Origin of the sequence: Flagellimonas sp. (assembly GCF_965601775.1) — a bacterium.
Taxonomy (GTDB): Bacteria; Bacteroidota; Bacteroidia; order Flavobacteriales; family Flavobacteriaceae; genus Flagellimonas.
Genome location: NZ_OZ271837.1, coordinates 3,119,042 through 3,131,780, shown reverse-complemented (window position 1 = coordinate 3,131,780; position 12,739 = coordinate 3,119,042). Strand labels below are relative to the sequence as shown.

Here is a 12,739-nt window from a genome sequence, read left to right as displayed (position 1 = left end):
AAAATGGTTTCAAACATTAAAAAGATTCAGGAGCTCATCTAATTCGGCATTAACTTGATGCTGTTTTACGACTTGCCCAAATGGGGTTAGGCACAATTGGTTGTTCAACACCCCCACCATGGCATTTTTTCTGCCCATCAGAAGCGCCTTTATAGCGGATGCTCCCAACCGAATTCCGAGCATCCTGTCCTGGGCTGAAGGATTTCCGCCCCGCTGAACATGCCCCAGTTTGCTTATTCTGAGGTCCACCTTGGAATTGATTTCCTTAATCTTTGAGGCCACCAATTCAGCTCCTAGCTCGTCACCTTCCGAAACAACTATGAGAAAAGCGTTTTCACTATCGTAATTCCTTACTTTTTCAAGGAGCCTAACAAAATCCTCACCACTTTCGGGCACCAAGATAGAATCCGCGGCAACACCCAATCCTGAGGTAATGCCTATATATCCGGAATCCCTTCCCATCACTTCGATCAGAAAAATACGGTTATGGGATTCGGCCGTATCCCTGATTTTATCAATATTTTGAATGGCGGTGTTCACCGCCGAATCAAATCCCAACGTGTAATCGGTACCGGCCAGATCATTGTCTATGGTACCGGGAACACCCATAAACGGTAGGTTGCAGATTTCCGAAAATGCCATTAGCCCTTTGAAGGTGCCGTCACCACCAATGGCAATGAGGGCATCGACCTTGTTTTTTTGAAGGACTGCCAAAGCTCGCTTTCTTCCTTCCAGTGTTAAAAAACGTTTGCTACGAGCGGTTTTCAACATGGTCCCGCCCCTGTGCGCCCACTGTTTTAGTTCATTGGAATGCAATTGCACCATATCGCCGTCGATGAGCCCCTCGTAACCCTTTCGAATGCCCGTCAGCTTCAGCTGGCTCATTTCGGCGCTTTTTGCTATTCCGTATAAAGCTGTATTCATTCCAGGGGAATCCCCCCCTGAGGTGAATACGGCCACATGTTTAATTCCATCTTTCTCCATTATCGCAATATGTCAACTGTTTTGTGCTTTAACGCTGCCATAGAATCCGATTGTCTTCCAAGGGCAAAGTGATATTTCCATAATTTGGTACTACTCGGGCGGTATAATCGGATGCAGGTCTTTTGGTAAGTACCTTTGCATAATAATTATGTTCCCCCATATCTCCCATCCAATCCATCTTCATTGGTATTTTTACTGAAGGTTGGTCACCTGTTCCTTCCGCAAACAGTTCCACAAGGATATCCTTGGGCTTAACCCCGTTCAACCACAATTGAATGCGGAAGGAATGTCCATTGATAGAGCTTTCGACCCTAACCTTGCCAAATTTCATTTTGCCCCAATAGACTTTTAAATCCCTATCCGCGTTTGCCATGCGCCTACCCTCGGCCCCCTTCCTTGCTGCACGCTTTTTATAGTTTACTGCCGCAGGCAGGTAATAGTTTTCGGTATACTCCCTGACCGTTCTGTTGGCTGAAAAATTGGGAGCAAGGGTACCCATACTTTTGCGCATACGTGCTACCCAAGGTTCAGGGATACCTTTTTCGTTACGAGAGTAAAATTCAGGGATTACCTCTTGCTCCAAAACGTTGTACAACGACCTGGCCTCATGGGCATCCCGAGCGCTATCATCGGCCTGCTCCTTCTCAGTACCAAAGGTCCAGCCAACCTCGGGGGTATACGCTTCGGCCCACCAGCCGTCGAGCCCGGATAAATTGATACCTCCATTGACCAGTACCTTCATACCACTCGTCCCACTGGCTTCCCAAGGCCTTCTTGGCGTATTCAACCATACGTCCACTCCTTGCACCAGGTTTTCGGTCAGCATCATATCATAATCGCTCAGGAAAACCACATGTTCTTGAAGTTTGTACCGTTCAATAAACTGTATCCATCTACGAATCAGTGCCTTGCCGGATTCGTCGAATGGAGGTGCTTTCCCGGCCAACACCAGTTGGACAGGAAACTCCGAATTGGTAAGAATACGGACAAACCTTTCAGGGTCATGCAGGAGTAGATCGGGTCTCTTATAGGGAACGAATCGGCGTGCGAATCCCAATGTCAAAACATCGGAATCAAATATTCGATTGGAAACTTTTATAGTGTCCGGAGATTGGCCTGAAGCCATTGACTGCCTTTCAAATCTTTTTCGCACGAAGCCGACGAGCCTTTTTCTTGATTTGTTCCTAAAATGCCAGAGCTCTTGGTCCGACATTTTTGATATATGTTCTTCATGGTCCCCAAGTTCACCACGCCAACGGTCTTTTCCGCAAGCCTCGGTCCATACTTTATCGGCGTATTCAGAATCCCAACTGGACATGTGGACGCCATTGGTCACATGGCCTACTGGAACCTCATGCAACGGCCAACGCGGGAAAAGGTCCTTGAAAAGGCTCCGGCTCACCTCACCATGCAGACGACTTACCCCATTAATGGCACCACTGCCCCTGATTGCCAGGTAGGCCATATTAAAACTGTCCCATGGGTTATGTATTTCTCCACGGCCAAGCGCCATTAATTCCCCCAAATCAATATCAAGTTCTTTTTTTGCATAGATGCCCAGATACTTTTCCATCAGCATAGGACTGAAATAATCAAATCCCGCCGATACTGCGGTATGCGTTGTGAATATGTTCCCCGCTCGGGTTATGGTAAGGGCTTCCTTAAAGGTGGTACCGTGCATTTTCATGAAATCGTTGGCCCTTTCCAGTACGAGAAACGCTGCATGGCCCTCGTTCATATGGCAAACTTCCGGTTTGATGTCCAAGGCCTTGAGAAGTTTGTAGCCACCTATTCCCAATATGATTTCCTGTTTGATACGAAGCTCCGGACCGCCACCGTAAAGCTCATCCGTTATCCCCCTATGTATGGGCAAGTTGGCGGCATCGTTGCTGTCCAGGAGATACAGTTTTAAGCGTCCTACCTGTACCTGCCAAACCCTTAACCAGATCGAAAGGCCCGCCAAAGACACCTGAAATCGAAGCCACTCCCCATTTGGGCGGCGTAGTGGAGTTATCGGTAATTGACCTGGATCATTATGTGGGAAGAGCGCATTCTGGGTACCATCAACATCAATTTCCTGCCGGAAATATCCTTTAGCGTATAGGAGACCTATGGCAACTACGGGAACTCCAAGATCACTAGCGGATTTGAGCTGATCTCCTGCGACGTTGCCCAAACCTCCGGCATAAATTGGCAGGGCCTCGCTGAGCATGTACTCCATACTGAAATAAGCGACATTGGTTAGCGCTGCTTTGGGATGGCTACGTTGAAACCACGAAGAGCCGGAGACTGCCTTTCTGTTCGCTTTTGAAAGATCATCGATCGTTTTTCGAAAAGATTGATTTTCCAAATGCCTCTTTAAACGGTCTCTTGATACAGTTTGTAGGATAAGCCATGGGTTTTGGGTTAACTCCCATAATTCGGGATCCAATTTCTCCCACACTTTATCGGTAGCGTGGTTCCAGGACCAACGCACGTTCAGGGCAAGCTCGATAAGTATTTCCATACCTTCGATATCGTGGTGAAAGACTCCTTGTAGACCTTGATCATTAATCACTTCTGTTATCATGGTTCATCAATTTTTGAATATTAAAAACTCCATTGGATCAAGTACAAGTTTTATATATGAGCGCCCCTTGTCGTGCATATCTCTTCTTATCTTAATTCTCGTTCTGTTTCCATAAATACACTTCATATAAGTGTTTTCATTGTTGATGCCGTTGTCAACAATGATGTACTCTTCTTTGGTATCGGTAGGAGAGGAATTATAGACCACTAAAATCTCACCATCGTGAAGTACCCTCGAAAAGGCCAATAGGCACTCTTTACAATCGGGGTGATGAAAATGAATTCCATCCTCTGAAGTCTCCCTAAAATACATTCTACCGAACTTAAGTATCGGTTCTTTTTGGCGAAGTTTTGCCAGCTTGGCCATTGTCCTGTATATCCAAGAATTTGAGTTCAGGATATTTGTCGACGTATCATCGGGATTGAACATGCCCTCCCTAACATATCTGTCATCCGTACCGTTTCCGTCCAAACCCTGTTCGGTTCCATAATAGATACAGGGAGTACCGAGGGCACAGAGCAGAAACCCTGTGCCGGCAAAGATTTGTTCGGGAGTGGCCCCGTGGCCAAAACGATGCTTAAAATCAGTGCCGACCTGGTCGTGGTCGTCTATATAGGTTACTAAGAAATCCCCATACCCCCCCCTTCTTTCAGCATTCCGCTGTAAAGAGGCATATCGTTCCAATAGTCTTTCAGGTGAAGAAACCCCTTTTATGACATCCGCCAAAACACTATGTAATGGATGGTCTAAAACGGAATCCAAACCATAATATACGTTTTGGTCCTCTGGGAACACTTTTGGTCCAATATATGGATTGCCTGTCTCATCGTTTCCGATGATCTCACCGAACAAAAAGAAATTCCTTTTGCCCAATGAGTAGGCATATTCACGTATCGTAGAGCAAAAACGGCTAATATCCGGCCCTTTCATATGTTTGACAGCATCCAACCGGAAACCGTCTACGTCGGTTTCCCGTATCCAATAACAATGAATGGTGGCCAGTAGACTTGCCAATTTCCAACTTTCTGCGGAACCATCGTTCCGAAATGTTTTTAACGTCAAAAAATCCCCTTCCTGGGTCTCTGGATATGCATCGAAATTCCTTACCTGTCCCTTTCGATTATAAAGCTCCGGATCCCTTAGCTCCATGGGAAGCGGTCTGTCTTTCTCGCGCCAATTTCCCAAAGGAAAACGTTCCCCGTTTAAATAGAAATACGTGTGGTCGAAAGGATACGACCAATTGTCCCCTGAATGGTGCAGAACGACATCTAGAAAGACCCGCATATCCAAGTTATGGGCCTTGACCACCAATCTCTCCAAATCCTTTTTTGAGCCCCAGCGTTTGTCGATATCCAAATAATTCTGGATGGCATACCCATGGTAGGATTGTGGATTATTTTCAAATACCGGACTAAGCCAAAGGGCCGTACAGCCCAAGTTTTTGATATAATCAATGTTATCGATGATTCCCTGGATAGTACCCCCAAAAGTTTTTCGTAATTGATTGTCATTGCCAAAACCAGAATGCCTAATATCGAAGTCCAATGAGCTTCGTTTGTTGCTGTCATGAAACCGGTCTACCATAAGAAAGTAAATGATCTCCTCCCGCCATTCCCTATGGCAGTTTACCCAGTATTCCTTTCCACGTTTGGGAGTAAGATCTATATCTTCGATTGATTTTATCATCTTATGGTTTTTAAATGAGGGAATACCCTTTTTTTGATTTTGAAATACTATCACGGCCCATGGCGAGCTTGTTTCCATAGAACCGATTGAAAACCATACAAGCGGTGAGGTCCCCGGTAACGTTGACCGCAGTTCTGAACATTCCCAGCAAACGTTCCACCCCTATGATTATGATGATGCCTTCTGCCGGTATACCGGCACTGGACAGTACAGAGGCCAAGATCACTACCCCACCACCTGGTATTGCTGGGGTGCCAATGGAGGCTGCCACTATGGTGACTACCACCACAATAATGCTCATAATGCTCATTTCCAGCCCATAGGCCTGGGCAATGAACAGGGTAGTTATGGTTTGATACAGTGCCGTACCGTCCATGTTTACAGTGGCTCCGATAGGAATGATAAAGTTACTGATGGCCGGATCTACTTCAAGTTCTTCTTCGGCCGTTTCAAGGGACAAGGGCATTACTGCCGCAGAACTCGTTGTCGAGAAGGCCAGTAGCTGAACATCCCTTATGTTGCCCAAAAATTGAAAAGGATTGCTTTTTCCCAATAGGCTTACCACAATGAGGTAAACCACGACCAAGAGCAGCAGCCCTATCAGCACAACCAGCACATAAAAACCCAGCCCTGATAGGGAATTCAATCCGACGCTGGAAGTAAGCTGGGCCATTAGGCCGAACACGGCAACGGGTACCAAGAACATGGCCCATTTGACAACGGTCATACAGATTTCCTGTACGGCACCCAACAGTAATTTTACAGGTTTTAGCAAATCATTGGGCAGGGAAAGTACAGCTACACCGATTATAATGGTAAAAATGACGATACTCAACATTTCACCACTGACCATGGATGCCAACGGGTTGTCGGGGAGCAAATTTGTTATGGCATTCGGAATGTCGTTTATTGCAAATGATAATCCTGTGCTCTCCGCGCTATTGGTCAAAGCTTGTTCATGATCCACAACTGCCTGTTGGTGCAGATACTTTCCAGGCCTAAAAATCAAGGCCAATATTGTGCCTATGCTCACCGATATACTGGTAGTGCTTATAAAATATAATAGCACGCCACCTCCCAACCTTTTTAGATTTTCTTTATCATTGCTCGCAATCCCAGTAATTATTGAAGCTACGATTAAGGGAATCATGATCATTTGGACCAACTTGAGAAAGAGCATGCCCGGTAGGGCCAACCAGTTCCCTAAAACATCGGCAGTGCCCTTTGTTATCCAACCATTTTGAGGGCTTAACATGAGTCCAAGGCCTACACCTAGTAACAGAGCAATGATTACCTTTAGCCATAGTCTGTTTTCTACCAACTTTTTTAAGTAGTGGTTAAGGGATTTTAATGATTTTATATCAGCATCGAACATTCCTTGGATATCTTTTATGCTATCGTTATTCTCTTTTCCAGATAAACCCCTTGTACTGCATGTAATAGCTCCACACCCTCTTTGAAAGGCCGCTGAAAGGCCTTTCTCCCTAAGATAAGACCGGAACCTCCCGCCCTTTTGTTGACGACAGCCGTGACAATTGCTTCGCCCAGGTCCGATACCCCTTTGGACCCACCTCCCGAATTGATCAACGCTATGTTCCCCATGTAACAGTTTGCCACTTGTAATCGACAAAGATCGATGGGGTGCTCCGCAGTCAACGCTTCGTACATAGCATCGTTAAATTTTCCAAACCCAATGTCTTTGAAACCATAATTGTTGGTGGGCAGTTTTTGCTTTATGATATCGGCCTTTATCGTTACCCCAAGGTGGTTTGCCTGCGATGTCAAATCGGCCGATGAATGGTAATCTTCCCTATCGGTTCTAAATGCTTCATTTCGCGTATAACACCAAAGGATAGTGGCCATACCCAGACCGTGGGCCTCGGTAAAGGCCCCTGCAACTTCCTTCAGTTCGCGCTTACTCTCACCTGATCCAAAATAAATGGTCGCCCCGATTGCCGCCGCACCCATATTCCATGCTTCCTTGACAGTACCAAAGAGGGTTTGGCCGTATCTTGTGGGATGGGTCAATAGTTCATTGTGGTTTATTTTGACAATGAAAGGGATTTTGTGCGCATATTTCCGAGCATATAGGCCCAGCCCACCAAAAGTGGAGGCCACACCATTGCAACCAGCCTCCATTGCCAATTTTATGATGTTCTCTGGATCAAAGTAATCAGGGTTCTTATAAAAGGAAAAAGTGGCACTATGTTCGATGCCCTGATCTACTGGAAGTATACTGAGATATCCAGTGCCCGAAAGATTTCCATTATCGTAGAGACGAGATAGGCTCCCAAGGACCCTAACATTACGATCGCTGTTCACGAACACGGTGTCCACCACATTTTTTTCAGGCAACTGTAGTTCGTCCTTCGTTATTTTCTCGCTTACGTGGTCCAGATAAAAAGATGCTTTATCTCCCAAGTGTTCCACAATGGCTTCAAAAGTTTCCATTCTTCTCCTTTTTAATTGATTCCTAGACTTTCATTGGTTTTGGCAATGGACTTTTGACCATCACATTCGATTCCCGTCAAGGCACGGATGGCATCGATGGTCTCGGGGATGACGATGGCTTGATTGTCCACGACATAGGCATAAAAAAGTTCGTCGCCAACCACTTTGAGCATATCTTCCCAAAGGGCCACCTCGTACATATCGCCCCAAGGTCTGCCCCAATCCATAAACATTTCCTTTATGGTGTTGTTGGAGACCAGACCCTGGTCATAGCTTATCAGTTTAATCCGGCTAGAGGCCCTAAGAGCGCTGAGCACTTCCTCCTTAGAGGTCTCACGCTTTAGTTTTACATTCCAATAATGCATATGGCTAAGGGTTTCAGGGACCTTTACCGCTGATGTGATCACATCGAGGTCGGGATCTACACTTTGCGCATCAGGGCCTTGATGACTGGGGATGTCGCGTTCGGGCACCATGGTGTTCATAATACCTCCCAGATGGCTTTCCCAAGGGTCCGTGGCCCTTCTTAACAAGGTGCCCCTGGCATAGTCCAGCATATCGGCCGTTTTTAAGGCGGTCAAGGTGCGCAGAATGGAAGTGGTATTGCAGGAAACTACCCTGGTGGCATCCAAACCTAGCGCAGATTCGTAATTGTTTTCAGCACTAAAGGAATGTCCTGTGGTTTCATGTTTTTCCCCACCCTGAACAATGAATTTAATACCTTTTTCCCTATAGATTACAACATTTTTAGCTGCAATCTTTTTAGGGGTGCAATCCACTACAAGATCCACATGTTGCAGTAGTTCCTGCATGGAACCTGCAACCGATAGTCCCGCCGATCGCATTTGTGCATCTGCTTCCTTGGTTGCCGCAAACACCTTAAAGCCCTTTTTCAGGGCCGTCTGTATACGCCAATCGCTTATTACGTCACACACCCCCACAAGGGCCATATCATTCTGTAAACTCACGGCATCGGCCACTCTTTTTCCGATGACGCCGTAACCCACCACTGCTATATTTTTCATGTTATCTAATTTTAGTTACTATTGATTTTTTGTTATGTCGATATAATAAAATGGCGCCGAAAATACCAGCCAATAGGGAGGCAAAAAGGATGTTTACCTTGGCGGTGAACAGCATCGATTCATCCGTAAAGGCAAGTTCATTGATGAACAGCGACATGGTAAAACCGATTCCGCCAAGAAAGGCTGTCCCGTAAATCATGTTCCAATTCACATTTTCAGGAAGTTTGGCAAGTCTGAATGCCACCAGTACCCTGGAAAAGCCCGCTATGCCAATGAACTTCCCGAAAACCAGTCCCAAACCTATACCTAAGCCAACGGGACTGGTCATTACCTTCAGTAAATCTCCATGAAGGTGTATCCCTGCATTTGCCAAGGCGAACAAGGGAAGAATAACGAAACTTACCAATGGATGTAAGGCTTTTTCAATTTTTTGGAGTGGGGTTTCGGCTTCGGAACTTGTGGTTTTTATGTCCTCCAATATTTCCAACTGTTTCCTGGAAATGAGGGTTCCCTTCACCGGTTTTTCTTTTTGGAATCTTTTATGGAGTTTATCCAAACGTCGCAAAAAGGTTTGCTCTTTGATCTTGACCCTTCCGGGAATGGCCATGGCGGTAAGTATCCCGGCAATGGTGGGATGTATCCCGGAAAAGAAAAATGCCAACCACACACCGCCTATACCTATAATGGCGTAAAACCATGTACTACGAACCCCGGCATAATTGCCAATTATAAGCAGGCCGAAGAAAAGTAGGCCATGGAGCAAGTCCATTCCCGATATTCCGGAGGTATAGAATAGGGCGATGACCAAAACCCCTCCCAAATCGTCAACTATCGCCAAGGTTACAAGGAAGACCCTCAAAGCCGTGGGCAACTTTTTTCCGAAAAGTGCCAATACTCCAAGGGAAAAGGCAATGTCAGTGGCCATCGGAATTCCCCAGCCCTGAGAGGCCTCACCTGAACCGTTGAATGAATAATAAACAAGGGCAGGTATTACCATGCCTCCAATGGCGGCACCAATGGGTAAAATTGCACTCTTCGGGGATGAAAGTTTACCACCAAGAATTTCTCGTTTTAGCTCCAGACCGACCTGTAAAAAAAATAAGGCCATCAGTGCATCGTTCACCCATAACAGAAGAGGTTCGAACAATTCAAAACTACCAATGGTGAACCCTATCTCAACCTTCATCAAAGCTTGGTAAAATTCTTTCCAAGGCGAATTGGCCCAAATCATGGCAATAACGACCGTAATAAAGAGAACAACACCTCCATTGTTCAGCCCTTTTGCGGTAGAGCCGACCATATTCTTGAAAAATGTAGTATTCTCCATGTTATGCATTCATCTCTGATTTAATCGTTCGTTTTATTTGATCCGGTTTTTTATCCGACGGATGGTCGAACGATTTGGGCTTAAAATTTCTGATAATGACCCTATTGCTTTTTTCGTAGCTGAAATAGCTGATGGCCCAGTTGAGGCCCACCAACAATCTGTTTCTAAACCCACTAATGGACATCAAATGGACAAGGGACCACAACAGCCAAGCAAAATATCCACCAAAACGAAGCTTACCCAGGTCAGCCACGGCTTTTCGTTTGCCCACAGTGGCCAAGGAACCCTTGTCCTTATAGGCAAAAGGTTTCGAAAGCTTTGACCGCATAGTGTTCAGCAATATTTTGGCAAGGTGTTTCCCTTGTTGAATAGCGGCCTGTGCTACTTGTGGGTGTCCTTTTGGTGTCTCTTCCGTAATGATTCCCGCTATATCGCCGATGGCAAAAACATTGTTCAGTCCTTCGACTTTCAAATAAGTGTTTGTTCTTAGTCGATTGCCCTTGACAAGATAGCTTTCATCCATCCCATCCGGCAATTGGCCAGTAACACCTGCTGTCCATACTAGATTTTTGGCCCTAATCTTCTTACCACTTTTGGTACGTACCACCTTGCCGTCATAGCCGCTAACGGCTTCGTTAAGCAATACCTGTACATTCAAGCTTTTCAGATATTCCAGTGTCTTCGAGGAGGCCTTATCCGACATACCGGCCAACAGCTCACCCATGGCCTCGATAAGATAGATGTTCATGATGGAGGAAGGATATTCTGGATAGTCTTTGGGTAAAATGTATTTGCAGAACTCCGCTAGGGCACCTGCCATTTCAACCCCTGCAGGTCCACCACCCACAATTACAAAATTGGTAAGGGCGTCCCGATGGTCATCATCACAGGTTATTGCTGCTTGCTCTAGGTTCTGAAGCATCATATGGCGTATATTGAGTGAATCCTTGATATCTTTCATGCCCAGGCTATTTCTTGCCACTTCGTCCATTCCGAAGAAATTGGTCTTGGTACCGGTGGCCAAAACCAGATAATCATAGGCCAACCTACCCTTATCGGTGATGACTGTATTTGATGAAGTTTGGACTTCTTGTACCTCTGCCAATCTAAAGGTGACATTGGTATAGCCGCTGATTTGTTTCCTGAACGGAAAGACAATACTGTCCGGTTCCAAGCCACTGGTAGCCACTTGGTAGTATAGGGGTTGGAACTGGTGAAAGTTGTTTCGGTCTATCAGAACTACCTGTACCTCTTTGTTCTTGAGACCTTCTACCAATGCAAGGCCGGCAAACCCGCCCCCTACAACGACTACCCTTGGAAATCTTGAATTTGGCAAACAAATTTCATCGGTGGCCCTACAAGTGGCATCACTAGTATTCTTGGAGCCATAAGTGTTCTTCATACCAATTTGGGGTTTAACGACTATTTTTAATTCTTGTGCTGTAAAACAGTCTGTTTGTTATTTTTCAGTATCCCTTTCCATATTTTTTTTCTTGCTATCAACACGGAACAACTGGCATGCATGGCAATGTACTGTGATACTGAACCTAGCAAAAAGCGAGAGAAAGCACCATGGCCCTGAGATCCAACAACAATGAGGTCCGCACCAAAATTTTCGGCCTTTTCGAGAATGGCGCTTTTTGGGAGACCATGGATCACTTCGGTGGTTATTGATATTTCAGGTTTCCTGCCCTCAACAGATCTAGCTGCATTTTTTACTATGGTTTCTGCCGATTTTTGGGCAAGGGACACCGCTTCCTCATAATAGTTGCCAAGTGGACTACCAAGGGTGGCAGCGCCAGGAGCGGTCAGCAAGGGATTTTCCAAAACACTCAGTACACATACCTCAGTGTCCCCCGGCAAGGACATACCACTGAGTTCATTAATGGCGTCCTCGCTAAAATTGGAGCCATCTATTGCCAATACTATCTTCATCTTTTCATATTTATTTGTTCATAGGTTCTAATGAACACTGCTTGTTTGACCAATCTACCCCGTGGTAATGGGACCCATTAATTTTCTCCAGTATAAATGCTCATACAATCCCGACCAATACATGCCAAAAGTGAAGGCGAACAGGAGTTCTTCGATTGGAATACCGGCCACTAGAATATCACTTAGGTTTTCCAGATTCCAGAAAAGTTCTACGTAGTTGGGATGGAAAGGAAGAATACTCCCAAAATAAACAAAATACAATGCCGTGAACAGAAATCCGCTGATCCAGATTTTAGTCTTGAGGTCCTGCCGGCAATATAGTGTAGACATTCCTCCCAGGAACATAGCTGCAATCCCACAATAGATATGGTTCAAAGTAGTGGACATGGCCAATATCAGGAACACGGCCGCCGGTACCAATAGGATGTATAGGTGCAACCTGTGCTTTGCATGCTTACGTTCACTATGCGGCATTTCAACATACTTTCTTCTAAAAATAAGGTTGTAAAAAACCGTACCGATACCACCAATTGCGAATGAAAAGATCAGGCTTTCAATATCAAAACCGGTCGTTATGGCCAAATCAAAAAGGGAAGGGGGATGCCAATATTCGGGAACGAACAGAGGTTCCGTAAGCCCAAAAGGCATGGTTATCCAACTCATCTTCAACATTTCGCTTCTAGAGTCCTTTTTCAATAGATATACCATCCCCCATAGGGCTAGGATAATTAGGGACCATATGAACCAGACGTATTGCATGGG

At 45.5% G+C, this 12,739-nt stretch carries 10 protein-coding genes; all 10 read right to left on the bottom strand.

Annotated elements, in window-relative coordinates; genetic code table 11:
- Window positions 1–9: 9 nt before the first annotated feature.
- The 10 genes from ACSLUF_RS14470 to ACSLUF_RS14425 all read right to left on the bottom strand — a co-directional run bounded on the left by ACSLUF_RS14470 (window position 10) and on the right by ACSLUF_RS14425 (window position 12,736).
- A complete protein-coding gene (locus ACSLUF_RS14470) occupies window positions 10–924 on the bottom strand; it encodes an ATP-dependent 6-phosphofructokinase (protein WP_435625846.1) in 915 nt (304 codons plus the stop codon).
- Between the two features lie 88 nt (window positions 925–1,012).
- A complete protein-coding gene (gene glgP / locus ACSLUF_RS14465) occupies window positions 1,013–3,553 on the bottom strand; it encodes an alpha-glucan family phosphorylase (protein ID WP_431128317.1) in 2,541 nt (846 codons plus the stop codon).
- Window positions 3,554–3,559: 6 nt separating this feature from the next.
- Window positions 3,560–5,239: an alpha-amylase family glycosyl hydrolase gene (locus ACSLUF_RS14460; RefSeq protein ID WP_431128320.1), complete on the bottom strand. Its 1,680-nt coding sequence runs from the start codon at window positions 5,237–5,239 to the stop codon at window positions 3,560–3,562.
- A 10-nt stretch (window positions 5,240–5,249) separates the two neighbouring features.
- Window positions 5,250–6,614 (bottom strand): dicarboxylate/amino acid:cation symporter, encoded by a 1,365-nt coding sequence (locus ACSLUF_RS14455; protein ID WP_431128323.1) that lies wholly within the window; start codon window positions 6,612–6,614, stop codon window positions 5,250–5,252.
- A 14-nt stretch (window positions 6,615–6,628) separates the two neighbouring features.
- Window positions 6,629–7,690, bottom strand: coding sequence for a class I fructose-bisphosphate aldolase (locus ACSLUF_RS14450; RefSeq protein WP_431128326.1), 1,062 nt, complete (start codon window positions 7,688–7,690; stop codon window positions 6,629–6,631).
- An 11-nt stretch (window positions 7,691–7,701) separates the two neighbouring features.
- Window positions 7,702–8,715: a type II glyceraldehyde-3-phosphate dehydrogenase gene (locus ACSLUF_RS14445; protein ID WP_431128329.1), complete on the bottom strand. Its 1,014-nt coding sequence runs from the start codon at window positions 8,713–8,715 to the stop codon at window positions 7,702–7,704.
- Window position 8,716: 1 nt separating this feature from the next.
- Entirely contained in the window at window positions 8,717–10,042 is a 1,326-nt protein-coding gene (gene nhaA / locus ACSLUF_RS14440) for a Na+/H+ antiporter NhaA (protein WP_435623457.1), read from the bottom strand.
- Window position 10,043: 1 nt separating this feature from the next.
- Window positions 10,044–11,444 (bottom strand): NAD(P)/FAD-dependent oxidoreductase, encoded by a 1,401-nt coding sequence (locus ACSLUF_RS14435; RefSeq protein ID WP_431128335.1) that lies wholly within the window; start codon window positions 11,442–11,444, stop codon window positions 10,044–10,046.
- 26 nt (window positions 11,445–11,470) lie between these two features.
- On the bottom strand, window positions 11,471–11,977 hold the full coding sequence (locus tag ACSLUF_RS14430) for a universal stress protein (RefSeq protein ID WP_431128338.1): 507 nt from the start codon (window positions 11,975–11,977) through the stop codon (window positions 11,471–11,473).
- Window positions 11,978–12,031: 54 nt separating this feature from the next.
- Entirely contained in the window at window positions 12,032–12,736 is a 705-nt protein-coding gene (locus tag ACSLUF_RS14425) for a lycopene cyclase domain-containing protein (protein ID WP_431128341.1), read from the bottom strand.
- Window positions 12,737–12,739: the final 3 nt, after the last annotated feature.